This is a genomic window from Pantoea sp. MQR6, assembly GCF_022761075.1.
GTDB lineage: Bacteria > Pseudomonadota > Gammaproteobacteria > Enterobacterales > Enterobacteriaceae > Pantoea > Pantoea phytostimulans.
In genome coordinates, this window is record NZ_JAKYXB010000007.1 from 104,097 (window position 1) to 124,928 (window position 20,832).

Consider the following 20,832-nt stretch of genomic DNA (forward strand, 5'->3'; position numbering starts at 1 on the left):
CAATTAGTCCTCTCGGGCAAACAGTGCCTCAATAAAATCTTCAGCCTTGAACGGCCGTAAATCCTCAATGCCTTCCCCAACACCGATATAGCGAATCGGAATACTGAACTGATCGGCTATCGAGAAGATCACGCCGCCTTTGGCCGTACCGTCCAGCTTGGTGAGGGTAATACCGGTTAAACCCACCGCTTCATGGAACAGTTTGGCTTGGCTAACGGCGTTCTGCCCAGTGCTGGCGTCCAGCGTCAGCATCACTTCGTGCGGCGCAGAATCATCCAGCTTCTTCATGACGCGAGTGATTTTCTTTAGTTCTTCCATGAGATGCGCTTTATTCTGCAAGCGACCCGCAGTATCGGCAATCAACACATCTACGCCGCGTGATTTGGCAGCCTGAATCGCGTCAAAAATCACCGAGGCGGAATCAGCGCCGGTATGCTGAGCAATAACAGGAATGTTGTTGCGTTGGCCCCAAACCTGAAGCTGTTCAACAGCAGCGGCACGGAAGGTGTCACCCGCCGCCAGCATCACTGATTTGCCTTCGGCCTGATACTGGCGCGCCATCTTACCGATGGTGGTGGTTTTACCCACGCCGTTCACGCCAACCATCAGGATGACGAAAGGTGTTTGACCGGTCACATCCAGCGGCGCATCAACTTTAGCAAGAATATCGGCCATTTCAGTTTTCAGCAGACCGTATAGCGCTTCAGCGTCACGCAGCTGTTTGCGGTTTGCCTGTTGCGTCAGATTGGTGATGATGCGACGCGTGGTTTCCACGCCGACATCAGCGATCAGCAGTTGCTCTTCCAGTTCTTCAAACAGCTCGTCATCAATTTTCTTGCCGCGGAACAGACTGATAAAGCCCGAGCCAAGATTCTGACGGGTTTTAACCAGGCTACGCTTCAGGCGCGCAAAGAAGCCCTCTTTAGTAGGACGTTCCTGCTCGTGGGAAATGATGGGTGCGGCCGCTAACGGCAGATCGCTGACGGTATCTTCCGGCTCAACGACTTCCGCCTCTTCGATGATGCCTGCATCGGCGAGTGCCAGCGCTTCCAGCTCTTCGTCGCTGAGTGGCGTGTCGTCTTCGACGTCTTCCACGTCGATGTCGACAACTTCAGCCACGTCTGGTTCTGGCTCAAGTTCAACTTCTGGCTCAACTTCAAGCAGCGCTTCAGGATCGGCTTTCACCGCTTCTGGTGTCGCCAAAACGTCGGGTTCAGCGACGATCAGTTGAGGTTCTGGTTCAGATTCAGTTTCGAGTTCAGGTTCAATTTCCGCTTCGCGTTGCTGTTCGGCCACCGCTTCGGTAATGGCGACAGTCTCTTCCGCGTCCGCTTCGGCCTCGTTGAGCGCCTGGGATGGATGTTCCGGCTGCTGAACCTCAGCTTCAGCAGGCTGTTGTTCCTGCTCCTGCTCTGGCGTCTCAACCGGTTTTTGCGTTTCTTCCTCTTTGCCAAATCCTAGCCAGGAAAAAAAGCCACGTTTTTTCTCTTTTGCCATTGTGTGACTACACTCCTCGATGGCTTTATCCCGGTCGCACACTGTTCCCAGGTGTAAAATCAGTAGTGGTATTAAACGCCAGACCGGCGCAAAACCGCAGAATTATGCATGACTTCAGCAACTCAGTAGTCTAACACTTTCCAGCCAGCTCACCACAGCACCCTTTTTTAACGTTTCTTCTCATCGTTTCGCCCGTTAAACTACGCAACAAATTATGACGAGTTGTGAGCAAGATGATAAAAAATCCCCGCAATACGGGCGGTGCCGGGCAGATCCGCATTATTGGCGGTCAATGGCGCGGACGTAAATTGCCGGTGCCAGACAGCGCCGGTCTGCGCCCCACCACCGATCGCGTGCGTGAAACGCTGTTCAACTGGCTGGCGCCCGTGATTCAACAGGCTAATTGCCTGGACTGTTTTGCCGGCAGCGGCGCATTGGGCCTTGAAGCGCTGTCGCGCTATGCAGGTGCGGCAACACTGCTGGAGCTAGAACGTCCGGTCGCGCAGCAGTTGGAAAAAAACCTGCAAACGCTGCGTGCCACTCACGGCAAGGTGATTCAAACCAACGCGTTGACCTGGCTCGATCAGCCCGGCCAGCCTTTTGATGTGGTGTTTATCGATCCGCCGTTTCGTAAAGGCTTGCTGGAGCAAACATTACTGCTGCTGGAGCAAAACGGTTGGCTGGCAGAAGAGGCGCTGATTTACGTCGAAAGCGAAGTAGAAAATGGCACGCCGCCAGTACCGGCGAACTGGGATTTGCACCGCGAAAAAATTGCAGGTCAGGTAGCTTATCGTTTATATCAACGTCAACAGGAGACGCATGATGTTACTTAATTTAGGACGCCTGTTGATGCTGTGCGTTTGGGGATTTCTACTGTTCAACGTGATACATCCGTATCCGAAGCCGTTGACCTATTTCATTAACGTCGCACTGTTTTTCATGATTATGATGCACGGCTTGCAGTTGGTGTTACTGCGCGCAACGCAAACCAAAGATGCGCCGCCCATTGACCGCTTAACGCAGGCAAAAGTTTTCCTGTTTGGCGTGTTTGAACTGGTGGCCTGGCAGAAGAAGCACTTTCCACGTAAAAAGTGACGGTAAGCGGGCACAATGCCCGCTTTTTAATGCACAGGCGTAAAACTCACAAAACGCGAACCCTGCATTTTTAGCTCGCCTTTCGATCCTTTATCCATTTGATGATAATCATCTTCTTTTACCTGCACTTTTATATCACTCGCCCCGTTCAGTGGGTGAAACCAGGCTTCGTAACGCATCTCTTCACCAGCAATCACTTCTCGCTGACGTGAGCGGCGATTGGGTGCTGGGAATTCGCGTTTAGTCTTCACTTCAACCGTCAGACTGCGGATCGGTGAAACATCATTCACGGCAGCTTCACGCCGTTGCTTAATGAACTGACGGGTCGCCAACACGGCGATAATGGCCAGGACGATAAAAAAGAGTAGCGGTGGTTTGCTCATATTTTCGCTCGTTCTTAATCGGTTACAGGAGAGATTTATTGCGCGGCAAGCATACAACCAGAGTTGCCTGATTGTCACATTGCTGAGGCGTAACCTAAACTGAGATCGACATTTTGGGAACATTCACCATTTTTGGTTAAAAGGGAGAAACAATGCTCTGGTCTTTCCTCGCTGTACTTTTCTCCGGTTGGCTGTATGTCGATGCCTCATATCGTGGTCCACAATGGCAACGCTGGCTGTTTAAACCGGTTACGCTTCTGCTGCTGGTTGGCCTGGCATGGCAAGCACCTACGCTTAACACCACCGATTATCTGATCCTTGCCGGGTTAATCGCTACCTTGGTTGGCGATGCCCTTACACTGCTGCCGCGTCAGAAAATGCTCTATGCGCTGGGTGCGTTCTTTCTTTCGCATCTGCTTTATACGCTGAGTTTTGCCGCTAACATGACGATGAGCTTCTTCTGGCCGATTCCCCTTACGCTGCTGATTATTGGCGTGGTGGTGATTGGTGTTCTTTGGAACAAGCTGGCCGATTTGCGGTGGCCAATCTGTACCTTTATTGGCATGACATTGGTCATGACCTGGATGGCGACCGAGCAATATTTCTTCCGTCCAACCGATTACAGCTTTTCGATCATGGTCGGTGCCGGCCTGTTGCTGTTAGCCAATATTATTTGGTTTATCTCTCATTATCGCCGCCGTTTCAGCGCCGATAGCGCCATCATCGCAGCCTGCTATTTCGCCGGTCACTTCATGATTGTGCGTTCACTGTGGCTCTACTGAAGAAAAAATGACCAAAGGCTTGACTCTGGAGTTGACTCCAGAGTGTAGGATATCAGAGCGGGCACTTCCGCCCGCTTCTGGAGGTCATATGCATCAACATCAATCCTGTGGCTGCGGTAAATCCCGCACCATGCATGCTGCATCAAAGCCCCTTTGCAACCTAAGCCACATTCGCCCGACAACACTTTCTATTAGCGCTGCCACGCCGATTTCATCAGATACGCCTGCCTGCTGTTCTGGCGATAGCCCTTCCGGCCCCGCAAGCGAAGCTGAAGAGGAAAGCGACCGGCGAGTCGCCAGAACGCAGCAAAGTACGCAACAATTCAGCTGGCGCGTAAGCGGCATGGATTGTCCCAGCTGTGCCCGCACGATTGAAACCGCCGTTCGCCATTTACCTGACGTTGCCGCCGCCCGCATCCTTTTTTCCAGTGAAAAACTGGTGGTCGATGCCTATCGTGATGTGCAAATTACCGTTGAAAATGCAGTAAAAAAAGCCGGTTTCACACTGTCATCATCTCAAACCCAGACGTCTCCCCCTTCGCACTGGCAAGCCAATCGCAGTTTCATTCTGCTTGGTGTGCTGATGGTTGTCAGCGCGTTAGTTAGCCACTTTGACGCCGTTTGGGGCGATCGCCTGTTTGTTATTACCACACTGATTGGGCTAGGCCCAGTAGCATACAGCGCCTGGCTTCGACTGCGCAGCGGCTCTGCCTTTACGATTGAAATGTTAATGACACTGGCCTCTGCGGGCGCATTAATCATTGGCGCGCATATAGAGGCTGCCATGGTACTGCTGCTGTTCCAGCTGGGTGAACGCCTGGAAGCCTATGCTGCCTCACGCGCGCGCAGCGGCGTCACCAGCCTGATGGCACTGCGCCCAGAATTCGCCATGCGTATTCAAGGCAGCACGCGCTCGCAGATTGCACTGGATGCGTTGCAACCCGGCGATGTGATTGAAGTTGCTGCGGGCGGGCGTTTACCGGTCGATGCGCGTTTGTTAAGCGGTAGCGCCAGCTTTGATGAAAGCGCATTAACCGGAGAATCATTGCCGGTCTCGCACGAAAGCGGCGAAAAAATTATGGCGGGTGCCACCAGCGTAGATCGGCTGGTGACATTGGAAGTCACGTCGAAACCCGGCGAAAGTGCCATTGACCGCATTCTGCAACTGATCGAAGAAGCCGAAAGCCATCGCGCGCCCGTGGAGCGTTTTATCGACTCTTTCAGCCGCATTTATACGCCCGCCATTATGTTGTTATCGCTACTGGTGATGGTGCTACCGCCGCTGCTGGGCTACGGCGACTGGCAACCCTGGATTTATAAAGGGCTTACGTTATTGCTGATTGGCTGTCCTTGCGCGCTGGTGATCTCAACGCCCGCCGCCATTACTTCCGGGTTAGCCGCTGCCGCTCGTCAGGGCGCGTTGATCAAAGGTGGCGCAGCGCTGGAACGGCTGAGTTCGCTACACATGCTGGCGTTTGATAAAACCGGTACGCTGACCGCCGGGAAACCGCAGGTTACGCGCATCTTACCGTTTATCGGGATCAGCGAAGCACAGCTGTTAACACTCAGCGCCGCCGTGGAGCAAGGTTCCACGCATCCGCTGGCGACAGCGATTATTGCGGCTGCACAGGCACGTGATCTGCAGATTCCGCAGGCCAACTCACAACAGGCACTCGCGGGAAGTGGTATCGCCGCACAGGTCGCAGGCCAACGAATAGAATTACTTGCCCCGGCACGCGTGACGACACTGACGCCAGCGCAGCAGACGTTGATTGCCGAGCAGGAGGCGCACGGTCAGACGCTGGTGATTGTGCTGCGTGATGGCGAAGCGTTGGGTGCACTGGCGTTGCAGGATCAGCTGCGTAGCGATGCGATAGCAGCCATAGCCGCGTTGAAAAAACTCGGCATTAAGAGCCTGATGTTAACCGGTGACAATCCGCGTGCCGCAGCGAGCATTGCTCAGCAGCTTGGCATCGATTACCGCGCCAGCCTGCTGCCCGCCGATAAAGTCGAGGCGGTTCGTCAGCTCAGTCAATACTCTTCATTGGCGATGGTCGGCGATGGCATCAACGACGCGCCTGCCATGAAAGCCGCAACGTTAGGCATCGCCATGGGCAGCGGCACAGACGTCGCACTGGAGGCTGCCGACGCCGCATTAACCCGTAACCAACTGACGAATCTGGCACCCATGATTGCATTAGCCCGTCGAACACGCAGCATCATCCGCCAAAACATCGCGCTGGCGCTGGGGCTGAAAGCGCTGTTTCTGGTGACAACGCTGATGGGATTAACCGGATTATGGCTGGCGGTTTTAGCCGATTCTGGCGCTACCGCGCTGGTCACGGCAAACGCCTTGCGGCTTCTGCATTCACGAACGCGGTAAAATCGACGGCGGTTATCTGCCGCCGTTAACCTTCCAACCCTTTTTGCAGCAGAAACTGGTAAGGCAAGGTTTCCGTCTGCTGGGCTAAAAGCCGATGTTCCATAAAGCGGCAGAAGCCTGGAATATCACGTGTCGTCGCCGGATCATCGGCAATGATCAGCAGCGTTTCTCCATCCTGCAAATTGCGGACGGTTTTACGCACCATCATTACCGGCTCAGGACAGCGCAGGCCGCGCGCATCGAGCTGATGGTCGGCAGAAGTAAAAGCATCGCTCATAATGGACTCAGTTTTGATGTGGGTCGGCTATTCTAGCGCGTCAATAAACCGACGCAAGACGATAACGATTGCGTTAAAATTAGCCATTGCATAAATAGCACAACGCGGTAAGATGCCGCCGCTTTTTCATCCGTTTAATCGCAGGATATTGCTGGCAATCTTCTGCAATGGGTTCCCTCACCCCAACACTAAAAAGGCTTATTATGATCGCATTCTCATCGCGTCAGCGCATGCACGCGCTGTTTTGGTTGTCGTTGTTTCATTTGTTGGTGATCACCTCCAGCAATTATCTGGTGCAATTGCCGGTTTCCATTTTTGGCTTTCACACCACATGGGGCGCTTTCAGCTTCCCGTTTATCTTTCTTGCTACCGATCTCACCGTGCGCATTTTTGGCGCGGCGCTGGCACGCCGCATTATTTTGGCGGTGATGATCCCTGCGCTGTTTATCTCTTACGCTGTTTCTAGCCTCTACTATCAAGGCGAATGGCAAGGCTGGCACGCGCTGGAAGAGGTAAATCTTTTCGTCGCCCGCATCGCCTGCGCCAGCTTTATGGCTTACGCGCTGGGCCAAATCCTTGATGTGCATGTGTTTAATCGCCTGCGTCGCTTGCCACAGTGGTGGATTGCGCCCGGCTGCGCGATGTTCCTCGGTAATATCAGCGACACGCTAGCCTTCTTTTCTATCGCCTTCTATCAAAGTCCCGATCCGTTTATGGCGCAGCATTGGGTTGAGATCGCTTTAGTAGATTACACTTTTAAAGTGTTGATCTGCATGGTGTTCTTCCTGCCCGCTTACGGTGTCCTGTTGAATGCCACATTAAAACGCCTGACCGAGCACGCCAACAATGCACACGTTAATTTCGGCTAAACGGAAATAGAGCTTTTTGCCACGACAGGCTAAGATTTCCTGACAATCATCGGGTTGCGTTTGCAACCTGATTACTGTTGTATACCCGTCATACTTCAAGCTGCAGGTGCGTTGGCAACGCGCGTTCACCCAGTCACTTACCCGAGTAAGCTCTCTGGGATTCACACGCTTGCCGCCTTCCTGCAACGCGAAGGGTGTAAGGTATATAAACGGCTGTCTGGAAAGATAAAAGGGATTCTGATGCGTAACCTAGTGAAATATGCGGGAATGGGTTTACTGGTTTTAGGCTTAGCCGCCTGTGACCAGAAAAAAGACGAAGCGGCGAACGACAACGGTGTGAGCGCCAGCCAATCCAGTCAAAACGTCACGCTGATGGATGGCAAGCTGAGCTTCTCGCTGCCGCCAGGCATGTCTGATAAGAGCGGCAAACTGGGCAATCAAACCACCAACATGCATGTTTATGCTGACGAAACAGGTGCACGCGCCATTATTGTTATTGCGGGTGACGAAACCACCGATGGTCTGGATGTGCTGTCGCAACGTATGGAGCAGCAGCAACGTAACCGCGATCCGCAGTTGCAGGTGGTATCGAACAAATCCGTTACCCTGAAAGACCAACCAGCACAGCAGTTGGATACGGTAATTTCTGCCAACAATCAGACCTCATGGTCCTCCGTGATTCTGGCAAAAGTGGACGGTAAGCTGATGACGATGCAGATTACGCTGCCAGGCGATAATCAGCAGCAAGCGCAAAGCGATGCCGACAATATCGTGAAGAGCGTAACGCTGAAGTGATTTGATGGGGAGTTCCGACTCACCGAAGGGCTTATCGGGCGCGATATCGCGCCCGATCCTCTCTTTAACCTCGCGCTTCGCGCCAGTAACCAATGAGGCGCAAATAATTACCTTTCACCGTATCAATCAGCGCCTGATCGTCCAGCTCACCTTGCAGCCACATGCGTGAAGGCTGACCAAAAATGGTCCGTCCGACAGCAAAGCCTTTCACCCACGGTGCCTTAGCGGCGGCGGCAAAGCCTGCTTTCAGCTTTTCTTCTGGCGCATCAAGTCCCAGTAACAGAATGCCGCGGCAGTATGGGTCTTGCTGCTCAATCAAGCCGCTTATCGCCTGCCAGGTTTCTGCTGACATCGGTGGCAGTTTCCACCAGTCTGGCTGAACGCCCAGGCTGTAGAAATGGCTCAGCATCTCCAGATAATAGGCTTCTTTATGGTCCGGGTTGCTCTCTGGCAAAATCACTTCCAGCAGCAGCTCATGCCCGCTTTTGTTACAACCTTTCCACACGTCAAGGATCAGATCATCCTGCTCTTTGCGCAGTTCGGCGCTGTCATGCGGATGATAAAACACCAGACATTTCACCACGTGTTCAGTAGGCCAGTCGATAAGCTGAGAACCGATGTTTCCATGCTCAAGACGTAGCGGCCGTGAACTTGGCAGTTCAATCGGACGGCCAATCCACCAGTTTTTTCCGGTAATCGCATTCAGCGCTTTCTGCCCATATGTGGTGTCGGCCAAAATGCCGCTCTTGTTCTCCAGGCCCGCTTCTTGCGCCGCTTCTTCTGCTGCTCTTAACAGCAGGACTTTTAACTGCGGAATTTTGCTTTCATCAACACCGGCTTCACGCGCCATATCCGCGAGCTGCTTGCGATGGTCAAAGGCAAAAACATTCAGTTCTGGCCATTGCTGCTTACGTGTTGTAACGCGGTGCAGATGGTTCAGTCGGCTGTCGAGATCGGGGCGTTTAACGTCTTTGTCACGGCTGAGGAAATCATCCAGCTCCGCTTTGGTCGGCATGGCTGGCGCACAACCGTGACGTGACACCACCAGCGCGCCGCAGGCATTGGCGTAGCGGCAAGCTTGCTCCCAACCTTCATCATTCAACCAGCCGCGCAGCAGGCCAGACATAAAGGCATCGCCTGCGCCCAGTACATTTAGCACGTCTACGCGTACGCCAGTTTGCAGTTTGGTTTGTTCCCAGCTGTCAGGAATATCGCCTTCAAACACCACGCATCCCATTGGACCGCGCTTACAAACCAGCGTCGCCTGACTCGCCTGACGCACATTTTTCAATGCGGTTAACGTGTCAGTGCTGCCACCAGCGATATGAAACTCTTCTTCGGTTCCAACAATCAAATCGAAGTAATGCACTACTTCTTGTAGCTGCTGCGTGACCTGAGCCGATTCGATGAAACGCGTTTCACCGTCACCCAACGAGGTCAAACCCCATAAAACCGGGCGATAATCGATATCCAGCGCGGTACGTAGGCCATTGCGCTTGGCAATATCCAGCGCTTTCAGTACCGCTTCACGCGTTTGCGGATGCGATAAATGGGTTCCCGTAACCGCCACGGCGCGAGAAGCAGTGATAAATTCCTCTTTAATGTCTTCTGGCACCAGGCCCATATCGGCGCAGTTATCACGGTAGAAAATCAGCGGAAAGGTCTCTTCATCTTTAATGCCAAGGATCACCATGCCGGTAAGACGTTTCTCATCGGTAATCAATCCCTCGGTATTACAGCCCACGCGCTGTAACTCTTCACGCAGGAAGCGGCCATTATGCTCATCACCCACCCGCGCCAGCATGGCGGATTTCAAACCCTGAATGGCCGTACCGTAAGCCACGTTCCCTGAAGAACCGCCAAGGTATTTAGCAAACGAGGTGGCATCCTCCAGGCGAGCGCCAATTTGCTGACCATAAAAATCGACGGCGATGCGTCCGATACAAATCACATCAAGCCGCTTCTGTTGTGTACTCATACCTGTGGTTTCCTTCTGTGATAAGCAGACACTGTCGGCGAAAAGCCCGATAACGCGCGCTTTGCTTCCGGGGTCTCAAGGTGCCTGATTGGCTATTTCCGAAGTATGGGGAATAAAAATTCCAAATTCAATATGAAATGAAATATCCATCGCGATTTTGTGAACCAGGTAAAACTCTGGAAAGCTATCAATACTGGAAAGATTCAACCCCGCCAGTACCCGCTGTTGCAGGGTTGTGAGACAGATCGCAGGAAAAGCCTGATAAAAAGGGGAATCTACTGAAATGAAATGAAATTTTTCATATGGCAGTGAAGCCTACCGGGCGTTCCACTTTACGGCGTGACAAAAACGATCAAAGGCTCGTTCTGGCGTTAAATTTGATCTCACTCGCAAAATGAAATGTTTCTTCTGTAATCGTGTTTTATGAAAAATATATTTGTTTATAATCGCTTCACGTTTCAATTACCCCCGGTCGCCTTTTCCGAGGTTCTACATCGCCTACCGCGCTCGGATTTCAGGCACCACCAGCATGTAAAGGAAGAGCATATGGGCACAATCAGACTGACCACTGCACAGGCGCTGGTTAAATTTCTTGATAACCAATTCATTGATGTTGATGGCGTTGAGACGAAGTTTGTCAAAGGCATCTTCGCCATCTTCGGTCATGGCAACGTTCTGGGTTTGGGTCAGGCGCTGGAGCAGGATAGCGGCGATCTGGTAGTGCATCAGGGACGTAACGAACAAGGCATGGCGCATGCTGCAACGGGTTTTGCTAAGCAATCGCTGCGTCGTCAAATCATTGCTTGCACCTCTTCCGTTGGGCCGGGTGCGGCAAACATGATTACCGCCGCCGCTACCGCCACGGCAAACCGTATTCCTCTGCTGCTGCTGCCGGGCGACGTGTTCGCGACCCGCCAGCCCGATCCGGTGCTGCAACAAATTGAACAAGCGCACGATCTCAGCATCAGCACCAATGACGCCTTCCGCGCCGTCAGCAAATACTGGGACCGTGTCAGCCGCCCAGAACAGCTGATGACCGCCTGTATCAATGCGATGCGCGTGCTCACCGATCCGGCAGAAACCGGCGCGGTGACAATCTCTCTGCCACAAGATGTGCAAGGCGAAGCCTGGGATTACCCGGAATATTTCTTCCAAAAACGTGTTCATCGTCTGGATCGCCGCTTACCCACCGCGGCACAGTTAGAAGATGCCCTTTCGCTGATTGTGCGTAAACGCAAGCCAATCATTGTTTGTGGCGGTGGCGTGAAATACTCCGAAGCGGGCGAAGCGCTGCGTCAGTTTGCTGAACGCTATCAAATCCCTTTTGCTGAAACCCAGGCGGGTAAAGGCACAATCATTTCCGATCATCCGCTCAACGTGGGCGGCGTCGGCGAAACCGGCTGTCTGGCCGCCAACTTGCTGGCGAAAGAGGCTGATTTGGTGATTGGCGTGGGGACGCGCTACACCGATTTCACCACCGCATCGAAATGGATTTTCCAGAACCCCGAGGTCAGCTTCCTCAACGTTAACGTCAGTAATTTCGACAGCTACAAGTTAGATGGCGTGCAGTTGCTAGCGGATGCGCGTGAAGGATTAACGGCGCTGAGCGCGGCGCTGGTTTCCCAAAATTACAGCAACGATTGGGGCAACCAAATCGAGCAGGCTCAAAGCAAACTGCTGAAAGAGACGCAGCGTGTTTATCAGGTTGAATACAGCGAAGGCTTTACCCCAGAAATTGCCGATCACATCGATCGCGAAGCGGTATTTGCTGAGTTCAACCGTTTGACACAATCCCTGCTCACGCAAAGCAGCGTGCTCGGCACCTTAAACGAGCAGCTCCCAAAGGATGCAGTGATTGTGGCAGCCGCGGGCAGCTTGCCGGGCGACCTGCAACGCGTGTGGCGCACCAAAGATTACAACGCGTACCACGTTGAGTACGGCTATTCCTGCATGGGTTATGAAGTGAATGCCGCACTGGGCGTCAAACTGGCGCAGCCGCAACGTGAGGTTTACGCGCTGGTCGGTGATGGTTCATTCATGATGCTGCACTCCGAGCTGGTCACATCCATTCAGGAAGGCGCCAAAATCAACGTGGTGCTGTTGGATAACATGACCAACGGCTGCATCAATAACCTGCAAATGGAACACGGCATGGATAGCTTCACCACCGAATTCCGCTTCCGTAACCCGGAAGGTGGCAAGCTGGATGGGGGTTTTGTCCCGGTTGATTTTGCTTCTATTGCCGCCGGTTACGGCTGCAAAACCTATCGTGTGACCACGCTGGATCAGCTCAAAGCGGCGCTGGAAGATGCGAAGAAGCAGACGGTATCGACGCTCATTGATATTAAAGTCTTACCAAAGACCATGATTCATAAGTACTTCAGCTGGTGGCACGTGGGCGTGGCGCAGACGTCGGATTCAGAACGCACCCAAAGCGTCGCCGACAGCCTAAACGCGCACCTGGATCAAGCCCGTAAGTATTAATCTCAGGGCCGGTTCCCGGCCCCTTTCTCTTATCCGAATGAACCCTACAGGTATAATTATGACTTTGAAACTTGGCGTAATCGGTACAGGTGCAATTGGTCAGGAACACATTCGTCGCTGCAATAACGTGTTGCAGGGTGCGAAAGTGGTCGCCGTATCTGACATCAACGTTGATGGCGCACGCGCAGCGTTGCAACGCCTGAATATCGAAGCAGAAGTCTATCAAGATGGTCATCAGGTGATTCAATCGCCTGAAGTCGACGCCATATTAGTGACTTCATGGGATCCGACTCATGAAGAGTTTACCCTGGCTGCGATTGCTGCCGGTAAACCGGTGTTCTGTGAAAAGCCGCTGGCAATGAGCGCTGAAGGCTGCCGTCACGTGGTAGAGGCGGAGATCAAACACGGCAAGCGTCTGGTGCAGGTAGGCTTTATGCGCCCTTACGATTCTGGTTATCGCGCCCTGAAAAAGGTGATTACCGATGGTGAAATTGGCGAACCGCTGATGCTGCATTGCGCCCATCGCAACCCAACGGTGCCGGAAAATTACACCACCGATATGGCGATTACTAACACCCTGATTCACGAACTGGATGTGCTGCGCTGGCTGACCAACGACGATTATAAAAGCGTGCAGGTGGTCTTCCCACGCGTGACGTCGAAGAGCCACGCCAAATTGAAAGATCCGCAAATTGTGCTGTTTGAAACGCAAAAAGGCGTGCGCATCGACGTGGAAATTTTTGTTAACTGCGCTTACGGCTACGACATTCAGTGTGAAGTGGTTGGCGAAACCGGTATTGCCAAACTGCCTGAGCCCTCTTCTGTTCAGCTGCGTAAAGATGCCAAACTTTCGAACACCATTTTGGTCGACTGGAAAGATCGTTTTATTGATGCCTATGACGTTGAGCTGCAGGCGTTCATCAATGATGTGAAAGCGGGCCAGTTAACGGGCCCCTCAGCCTGGGATGGCTTTGCTGCTTCCGTTGCTGCCGATGCGTGCCTGAAGGCGCAAAACAGCGGCGCGATTGAGCCAGTAGAAATGCCGCCGCGTCCTGATTTTTATAACCACTGATCCCGCGCTTTCATTGTGGGCGGCACTGGCCCGCCCTTATCAAAAGGATTACAAGATGAACAAAGATAACGTGAAGCTGGCAATAGCGCCGATCGGTTGGACCAATGATGATATGCCTGATTTGGGCAGTGAAAACACTTTTCAGCAGACGGTGAGTGAGATGGCGCTGGCAGGATTTACTGGCAGCGAAGTGGGCAGCAAATACCCGCGCGATCCGGCAATTTTAAAGCCGATGCTGGATATTCGTGGCATTGAGATCTGTAACGCCTGGTTCAGCACCTTTTTTGCCAACGGCGACAAAGCTAAAACCATCGACGAGTTTGTGAACCACATGAACTTCCTGCACGCGATGGGTGCACGTGTCATTGGCTGCTCTGAGCAGAGCAAAAGTATTCAGGGCACCACGCTGGCGGTGCTGGAAGAGAAGCCTGTTTTCACCGATGAAGAGTGGCGTTTAACGGCGGAAGGTTACAACGAGCTGGCGGCTATCGCAGCTGAAAAAGGCATGCGCGTTACGCTGCATCATCATATGGGAACCGGCATTCAGACCACTGAAGAGATTGACCGTTTCATGGCGCTGACCAACGAAAACGTCGGTCTGTTGTATGACACTGGCCATGTTTACTACTCAGAAGGCTCACAAGAGAAGATGCTGGCAGTGCTGAAAAAATACCTGCCGCGTATCTTCCACGTCCATCTGAAAGATGTGCGCGATGACGTAGTGGCAGAGGTGCGTCAAAATAAACTCTCTTTCCTCGATGGGGTGAAAAAAGGCACGTTTACCGTACCCGGCGACGGCGTGATTGACTTCAAACCGGTGTTCAAAATCCTCGACGATTACGGCTACAAAGGTTGGATGGTGGTGGAAGCGGAGCAAGATCCTGCGCTGGCTAATCCCTTTGAATATGCCGTAAAAGCGCGCAAATACATTCGCGAAAATGCAGGTTTGTAACGTTTAATCCTTCTTTAACCTGAAATCTGACCGTAATAAAATGGTGGGGATGTCGTGCTTCGTCACGCATCTCCACGGATTCTGTGAGGTATTTCATAAACCCATGAAATAAAGCCCTCATTACACGCAAAGAAATGAAATTTTCCATCCATCTGGTACTATAGCGCTCATTATCCAGCCATTATTCTTATTAAACGGGCAGAAGTAATGACCAATAATCCCACCCAACTTTCCTTGCTGCAGGACGATATTCGTCGCCGCTATGAAACACTGAGCAAGCGTCTAAAACAGGTCGCTCGTTATATCCTTGATAACAGTAACAGCATTGCTTTTGATACCGTGGCTTCCATCGCATCCCAAGCGGATGTACCGCCTTCCACATTGATTCGCTTTGCCAATGCGTTTGGCTTCAGCGGTTTCAACGAAATGAAACAAGTTTTCCGTCAGCATCTGATGGAAGAAACGGTGAACTATACCGAGCGCGCCCGCCTGTTTCGTCAAACCTCTACCGATGACAGCGCCAGCGCACCAGAAAGCCCAGCCGAAATCCTTAACGTTTTCACTATGGTGAACAGCCAGGCATTGCAGCAGCTGGCGATGCAGGTGAATCCGGACCAGTTAAATAAAGCCGTTAAGCTGCTTAATGAAGCTGAAAACATTTACGTTATTGGCCTGCGCCGCTCGTTTAGCGTGGCGTCCTATCTGGTTTATGCTTTGCGCCACCTTGAACGTCGTGCCTTCCTGATTGATGGTCTGGGTGGGATGTTCACCGAGCAGCTCAGCCTGGTAAACCCGAAAGACGTGGTGATCGCCATTAGCTATTCACCTTACGCACGTGAAGCCGTTGAAGTGGTTGAATTAGGGGCTAAACGCGGCGCGCATCAAATCGCCATTACCGACAGCCAGGTCAGTCCGCTGGCCGCTTTCAGCGATGTCTGCTTCGTGGTACGTGAAGCGCAGGTTGATGGCTTCCGTTCTCAGGTCGCTTCGTTGTGCCTGGCGCAGACGTTGGCCGTTTCGCTTGCCTTGAATAATGCGGATAAGAATGTCGAAAAGAAGTCATAACTGATAGAGATCATTGCTGAGCAGGGTGTTTTATCAAACATTCGCGTTCAGGCATAAAAAAGGCAGCCATTTCAAGGCTGCCTTTTTGTTTTCCGCCATTATTTGCTGCGCGGATAGTCATCACTGTTTACCCAGGCGTGATCTTTCTCCCAGGTAAACTTCCACAAACGTTCCGGGCCAGCCATCACGTTGAGGTAATAGTTGTTATACCCCGCCAGAGTCGCGACCGGATGATAACCGCGCGGCACAGTAACCACATCGCGGTTATAGGGCGCCATGCACTCATCCAGCGAGCGATCTTCGGTATAAACGCGCTGCATCGCAAATCCACGCTCTGGATCGAAACGGTGATAATAGGTCTCTTCCAGATAGGTTTCGTTTTCGCTGTTTTCCTGATCGTGCTTGTGGCTTGGATATGAGCTGGTGTCGCCCTCATCGGTATACACTTCCACGACCAGCAGGCTGTCGGCGGGTTCATTATCCGGCAGAATATTATGTACCAGGCGTTTATTGCGCCCTTTTCCGCGCTGTTCAACGCCGACGTCAGCGGGCGCAATCAGGCGAGCCGGTAAATTGCCCTGACTTGGCGCATTACATACCGCCAGCTCAAGGTCGCTGTCCGCCTGAATCTCGACTTCATCGTTGTGCGGCACATACACCGAATAGGGTGGAACGCGTTCAAAGGGTGACATGCGTTTGCCGATGCCAGGAAACTCAGCGTGGCGCGTTTTCACTGATGCCAGCCCCGCCACTAACACTAAACAAAGCTCTTTTTCACCGCTGCTCAGACGCAGGATTTCTGCCTTTTTCAGCAGGTAAGCGTCAAAGCCAACATAACGCCAGCCTGCACTTTCCGGGGTGACATGCTGAATACGTCCCTGGCTGTCAGGCTGTTGTGCTTTAGAAAGTAAAGACATCCTAATCCTCCTTCTCCGTCATCATTCAAGCGACAACTGCGTTAATAGCGTCTGTTTACCTCTATCAAGGATTGAGGATGCAAACGCATGTTCCACTGCTGTCGCCTGAAGGTTTTCGGGTATAAAAATGAATTAGCCCAGCGTCGGCATGCTGAATTCAGAAACGGTTTGCTGACCACTCGGCCAACGGGCGGTTGCGGTTTTCATGCGGGTATAGAAGCGTACGCCGTCTGGGCCGTGCACGTTCAATGCACCAAAGACCGAACGTTTCCAGCCGCCAAAGCTGTGGAAGGCCATCGGCACAGGAACCGGTACGTTAACACCCACCATGCCCGCTTCAACATCCTGCACAAATTCGCGCGCGGTATTGCCGTTGCTGGTAAAGATAGCGCTGCCGTTGCCAAATTCGTGGCTGTTAACCAGTTTCAGTGCGCTGTCGTAATCAGGCGCGCGCATAATGCTCAGCACCGGTCCAAAAATCTCTTCACGCCAGATCACCATGTCAGACGTCACGTTGTCGAACAGCGTGCCGCCAACGTAATAACCTTCAGCATGGCCAGGCACCTGGAAGTTACGGCCATCCACCACCAGTTTTGCACCTTCCTGCTCGCCTTTATCTATGTAGCCAAGCACTTTTTTCTGATGTGCCGCAGAAACCACCGGCCCCATCTCATTCTCTTCTGAACCTTTGTTGATGCCAGGGCCGACACGCAGCGCTTTCACCAGCGGAGTCAGGCTCGCAATTAACTTATCAGCCGTATCATCGCCAACGGCAACCACAACTGGCAACGCCATGCAGCGTTCGCCTGCGGATCCAAACGCGCCGCCCATGATGGCGTTCACGGTGGCATCCAGATCGGCATCCGGCATCACAATGGCGTGGTTTTTCGCTGCACCAAACGCCTGAACGCGTTTGCCGTGGGCGCTGGCTGTTTTATAGATATGTTCTGCGACGCCGGAAGAACCCACAAAGCTAACAGCAGCGATGCGTGGATCTTTATACAACTGCTCTGCATCGTCGTTGGAACTGTGAACCACATTAAAGACACCGTCCGGCAGACCCGCTTCGGTCAGCAGTTCTGCCATGCGAACAGCGGCAGAAGGGTCGAGTGCAGGCGGCTTAAGAATGAAGGTATTACCGCACGCCAGCGCGATAGGGAACATCCATAACGGCACCATCGCCGGGAAGTTGAACGGGGTAATACCCGCCACAACACCCACCGGCTGCATCAGCGAGAAGCTGTCAACGCCAGTGCCGACGTTAGCCGAATATTCGCCTTTAATCAGGTGTGGAATACCGCAGGCAAATTCAATCACTTCGATGCCGCGCGTCAGTTCGCCCAGCGCATCTGACCAGACTTTACCGTGTTCAGAGACGATCAATGCCGCCAGCTCATCGCGATGTTGTTCCATCAATGCTTTAAAATTGAACAGCACGCGCGCACGACGTAGCGGAGAGGTTTTTGACCAGGCTGGAAAGGCATTGTGTGCAACTTCAATCGCCTGAGCGACTTCATCAGCGGTACTTTGCGTCAGTTCGCGGACCACTTTGCCGGTTGCCGGATCATAAACAGGAATGGTTTCGTTGCTGGCGCTGTGGGTGGTTTTGCCGCCAATAAAGTTTCCTACGATATTCATGTTGTTGCCTCTTTGAATGTTTACGTTCCCTGCAGACTGCGCGTGCTGGAAGTCACGTTGCCTGATCAGGCGAAGCCTAAAGCGTGTTATGAAGCTATTACAGTGGAACAAATTTTTCAAATAGTTCTTTTTGGAAAATTTCTTTTTAGCGGCACAGATCGCATTTTTCTTCGCGGCTTTGCGTGTTGGCATCAAAATGCATTTTAGCCAGTGATAATGCGCCTCCAGCAGCGGCAGCAGTGCCATAAAATCTTATGCGTTTTTTCAAAGAAACAGGGTGGAGGAGCTGTGCTATGGAACGAAATATGAAATTATTGCGAAGCAGATCTAATAATACGCATTCCATTATTCACTATTAATGAAATAAATGTTTTCTTTGCTGCATCTTATCTCCCCTAACAGGAGCCGCAGCATGGCCATTGATCCCACTCGTTTCTGTATTAACCGAAAAATTGCCCCTGCCCTTTCGCTGGAAGCCTTCTTCCAGTTAGTACAGCGCCTGGGATTAAGCAAAGTAGAGCTGCGTAATGACATGCCGAGCGGCAAAGTGACAGATGATTTATCACCTGAACAACTGCGCGCGCTTACCGAGAAATATCACATTGAAATTGTCACTATTAATGCGCTTTATCCCTTTAACCGTGCCGACGATGCGCTGTTGGAAAAAGCGGAGGCGCTGTTAAAAGAGGCAAAAAGTATCGGTGCGAAAGCCTTGGTGATGTGCCCACTGAACGAAGGCGTTGCCATCTCACCTCAGCAGACGCTGGAAGCGATGCAGAAACTCGCGCCGCGTTTTGAACATTATGGCGTGCAGGGTTTAGTTGAGCCGCTGGGTTTCCCGATCAGTTCGCTGCGTTCTGCCGTACAGGCACAGCAGTTGATTCGTGATGCCAACGTACCGTTTAAACTGCTGCTGGATACTTTCCACCACCATCTGTATGAAAATGCCGAACAAGAATTTCCGGCAGAGATTGATGTTAACCAGATTGGCCTGGTGCACTTGTCCGGCGTGGAAGATACCCGCCCAACGGCTGAGTTGACCGACGAAGAACGCATCATGTTGAGTGATCACGATGTGTTGAACAGCGTGGCGCAGGTGAAGCGCCTGGAGATGCTTGGTTATAAAGGTGTCTACGCGTTTGAGCCTTTCTCATCCGAACTAAACCGCTGGACGCCAACCGAAATAGAACGCCAAATTCGTTTCAGTATCGAACTGCTACAAGCCTAATCCCCTGCGCGGCGCTGACGTCTTTGCGCCGCGTGACCTTACCCTTATCTGTGTCTTGTGACACATTTTTTGGCCTCGGTCGGAGGCCGCTTTTTTACTTTTCCTCTCTTTCACTCTTCAGCGCGGTGGGCTGATGACGAATCATGCGTAATGTGCAAAACAGCGCAAAGCAGACCAACAGCGCGGTGAGCAGATAGACCAGCGGCACACCTGCGTAGCTCATGATAAACCCGGCAATTGGCCCGGTGATCCCCAGAGATAAATCCATAAACGCCGTGTAGGTTGCTAACGCGCTGCCCTGATTTTGCTGCGGCACCACTTTTACCGCCACCACGCCAATTGCCGGGAATACCAGCGAGAAGCCTGCGCCGGTGAGAAACGCCCCCGCTTTTGCCATCCAGGGCTCGAATGCGCCCGCCACCAGAAACAGACCAACCGCTTCCACTGCCAGGCAAACGCTGGCAACGCGCAGTCCACCGTGACGAGTAATCGCATTGGGAAACAGCAAGCGTGCACCGACAAAAGCGGCACTAAACAGCGTGAGCGCAAAGGCGGCACCTTCCCAGCCTTTCGCCTTGTAGAACAGTGTAATAAAGGTCGCAATAACGCCGAAGCCCGCGGATCCCATCGCCAGGATCAGGCCAAATCCATACACTTTTCCCAACACGGCGCGAAACGGCAGTGGTCTGCCTTTGCTCGCTTTTACCGCTGGGCGCGGTATTGCCAAAGCAATGGCGACCACAGAAATAGTGATAATAATGGCGGAGAGCCACAATAAGCCGCCCATACGAAAAATCATGACGCCGAGCGGCGCACCAATCGCCATCGCGCCATAGGTGACGATGCCATTCCAGGATATTACCCGACCAATATGCAGCGAGCCGACGCGCGCCACGCCCCATAGCGAGGTGCCCGTTCCCGAGAAACTTTGGCCCACGCCAAGAATTAATCGTCCCACACACAGCAACACCAGGCTCAACGTTGGTGTGCTGAGCGTCAATGCTGCCGCCAAAATGCATAACCCGCTGATCAAACACCCCACCAACCCCCAAACCACCACTTTTTTTGGTCCCCAGAGATCGGCGTATCGCCCAGCATGCGGACGACTCAGCAGCGTGGCGAGATACTGCAAGCTGATGACTAATCCCGCCCAAAAAGCGCTGTAGCCGAGCGTGTCGTTGACAAAACCCGGCAGCACCGCCAACGGTAAACCGATAGTGAGATAAGTAGCAAAGTTGTACATCACAATGGAGATAATCAGGAGGGTAATCTGGGAATGACGGGGTGCAGATTGCGCTGCGGGTTGGTCTGGCATGAGTGATTGCGCTCGTCTTTAGCTGAATTTTTTAGGCTCAAGAAATGACTATACCTTAAATAATTCGGATTGCGGCAAGGCGGTGGCTGATCGGCCCCGCTT

The 20,832-nt window shown here is 52.6% G+C and carries 18 protein-coding genes; 11 read left to right on the forward strand and 7 right to left on the reverse strand.

Annotated features, from left to right (window positions below):
* Positions 1–3: 3 nt before the first annotated feature.
* The gene (ftsY, locus tag MUG06_RS20640; RefSeq protein WP_243079878.1) at positions 4–1,497 is read right to left on the reverse strand and encodes a signal recognition particle-docking protein FtsY; all 1,494 of its coding nucleotides are present in this window, start codon (positions 1,495–1,497) and stop codon (positions 4–6) included.
* A gap of 233 nt (positions 1,498–1,730) precedes the next feature.
* Here ftsY and rsmD point away from each other — a divergent pair, with 233 nt between their 5' ends.
* Entirely contained in the window at positions 1,731–2,330 is a 600-nt protein-coding gene (gene rsmD / locus MUG06_RS20645) for a 16S rRNA (guanine(966)-N(2))-methyltransferase (protein WP_243079879.1), read from the forward strand.
* Positions 2,320–2,592 (forward strand): DUF1145 family protein, encoded by a 273-nt coding sequence (locus MUG06_RS20650; protein ID WP_215848207.1) that lies wholly within the window; start codon positions 2,320–2,322, stop codon positions 2,590–2,592. The genes rsmD and MUG06_RS20650 overlap by 11 nt, the downstream gene beginning before the upstream one ends.
* A gap of 26 nt (positions 2,593–2,618) precedes the next feature.
* Here the strand turns inward: MUG06_RS20650 and MUG06_RS20655 are convergent, their stop codons facing one another.
* Positions 2,619–2,975: a DUF2500 domain-containing protein gene (locus tag MUG06_RS20655; RefSeq protein WP_243079880.1), complete on the reverse strand. Its 357-nt coding sequence runs from the start codon at positions 2,973–2,975 to the stop codon at positions 2,619–2,621.
* A gap of 152 nt (positions 2,976–3,127) precedes the next feature.
* Here MUG06_RS20655 and MUG06_RS20660 point away from each other — a divergent pair, with 152 nt between their 5' ends.
* Both MUG06_RS20660 and MUG06_RS20665 read left to right on the forward strand, forming a co-directional pair.
* Positions 3,128–3,757, forward strand: a complete 630-nt coding sequence (locus tag MUG06_RS20660; protein WP_215845349.1) for a lysoplasmalogenase — start codon at positions 3,128–3,130, stop codon at positions 3,755–3,757.
* A gap of 88 nt (positions 3,758–3,845) precedes the next feature.
* Positions 3,846–6,140 carry a zinc/cadmium/mercury/lead-transporting ATPase gene (locus MUG06_RS20665; RefSeq protein WP_243079881.1) on the forward strand — a complete coding sequence of 765 codons (2,295 nt, stop codon included), beginning with the start codon at positions 3,846–3,848 and terminating at the stop codon, positions 6,138–6,140.
* 25 nt (positions 6,141–6,165) lie between these two features.
* Here MUG06_RS20665 and tusA read toward each other — a convergent pair whose 3' ends face one another.
* A complete protein-coding gene (gene tusA, locus MUG06_RS20670; RefSeq protein WP_215845348.1) occupies positions 6,166–6,417 on the reverse strand; it encodes a sulfurtransferase TusA in 252 nt (83 codons plus the stop codon).
* A gap of 203 nt (positions 6,418–6,620) precedes the next feature.
* Here tusA and MUG06_RS20675 point away from each other — a divergent pair, with 203 nt between their 5' ends.
* Both MUG06_RS20675 and MUG06_RS20680 read left to right on the forward strand, forming a co-directional pair.
* Positions 6,621–7,286 (forward strand): 7-cyano-7-deazaguanine/7-aminomethyl-7-deazaguanine transporter, encoded by a 666-nt coding sequence (locus tag MUG06_RS20675; RefSeq protein ID WP_243079882.1) that lies wholly within the window; start codon positions 6,621–6,623, stop codon positions 7,284–7,286.
* 240 nt (positions 7,287–7,526) lie between these two features.
* Positions 7,527–8,081 carry a DcrB family lipoprotein gene (locus tag MUG06_RS20680; protein WP_243079883.1) on the forward strand — a complete coding sequence of 185 codons (555 nt, stop codon included), beginning with the start codon at positions 7,527–7,529 and terminating at the stop codon, positions 8,079–8,081.
* Between the two features lie 64 nt (positions 8,082–8,145).
* Here the strand turns inward: MUG06_RS20680 and iolC are convergent, their stop codons facing one another.
* Complete coding sequence (iolC, locus tag MUG06_RS20685; protein WP_215845346.1) at positions 8,146–10,059, reverse strand: 5-dehydro-2-deoxygluconokinase; 1,914 nt, start codon at positions 10,057–10,059, stop codon at positions 8,146–8,148.
* Between the two features lie 546 nt (positions 10,060–10,605).
* Here iolC and iolD point away from each other — a divergent pair.
* From iolD to MUG06_RS20705, 4 genes are all read left to right on the forward strand, one after another.
* On the forward strand, positions 10,606–12,543 hold the full coding sequence (gene iolD / locus MUG06_RS20690; protein ID WP_243079884.1) for a 3D-(3,5/4)-trihydroxycyclohexane-1,2-dione acylhydrolase (decyclizing): 1,938 nt from the start codon (positions 10,606–10,608) through the stop codon (positions 12,541–12,543).
* Positions 12,544–12,601: 58 nt separating this feature from the next.
* On the forward strand, positions 12,602–13,615 hold the full coding sequence (locus MUG06_RS20695) for a Gfo/Idh/MocA family oxidoreductase (protein WP_215845345.1): 1,014 nt from the start codon (positions 12,602–12,604) through the stop codon (positions 13,613–13,615).
* Positions 13,616–13,670: 55 nt separating this feature from the next.
* The gene (gene iolE, locus MUG06_RS20700; RefSeq protein ID WP_215845344.1) at positions 13,671–14,567 is read left to right on the forward strand and encodes a myo-inosose-2 dehydratase; all 897 of its coding nucleotides are present in this window, start codon (positions 13,671–13,673) and stop codon (positions 14,565–14,567) included.
* 207 nt (positions 14,568–14,774) lie between these two features.
* Positions 14,775–15,632: a MurR/RpiR family transcriptional regulator gene (locus tag MUG06_RS20705; protein ID WP_243079885.1), complete on the forward strand. Its 858-nt coding sequence runs from the start codon at positions 14,775–14,777 to the stop codon at positions 15,630–15,632.
* A gap of 98 nt (positions 15,633–15,730) precedes the next feature.
* Here the strand turns inward: MUG06_RS20705 and iolB are convergent, their stop codons facing one another.
* Both iolB and MUG06_RS20715 read right to left on the reverse strand, forming a co-directional pair.
* Positions 15,731–16,549 (reverse strand): 5-deoxy-glucuronate isomerase, encoded by an 819-nt coding sequence (gene iolB, locus MUG06_RS20710; protein WP_243079886.1) that lies wholly within the window; start codon positions 16,547–16,549, stop codon positions 15,731–15,733.
* A 132-nt stretch (positions 16,550–16,681) separates the two neighbouring features.
* Positions 16,682–18,187: a CoA-acylating methylmalonate-semialdehyde dehydrogenase gene (locus MUG06_RS20715; RefSeq protein WP_243079887.1), complete on the reverse strand. Its 1,506-nt coding sequence runs from the start codon at positions 18,185–18,187 to the stop codon at positions 16,682–16,684.
* Positions 18,188–18,599: 412 nt separating this feature from the next.
* Between MUG06_RS20715 and MUG06_RS20720 the strand changes: the two genes are divergently transcribed.
* Complete coding sequence (locus tag MUG06_RS20720; RefSeq protein WP_215845340.1) at positions 18,600–19,415, forward strand: TIM barrel protein; 816 nt, start codon at positions 18,600–18,602, stop codon at positions 19,413–19,415.
* A gap of 94 nt (positions 19,416–19,509) precedes the next feature.
* On the opposite strand, the gene MUG06_RS20725 is transcribed toward MUG06_RS20720, so the two are convergent.
* Entirely contained in the window at positions 19,510–20,730 is a 1,221-nt protein-coding gene (locus tag MUG06_RS20725) for an MFS transporter (RefSeq protein ID WP_243079888.1), read from the reverse strand.
* Positions 20,731–20,832 lie beyond the last annotated feature (102 nt).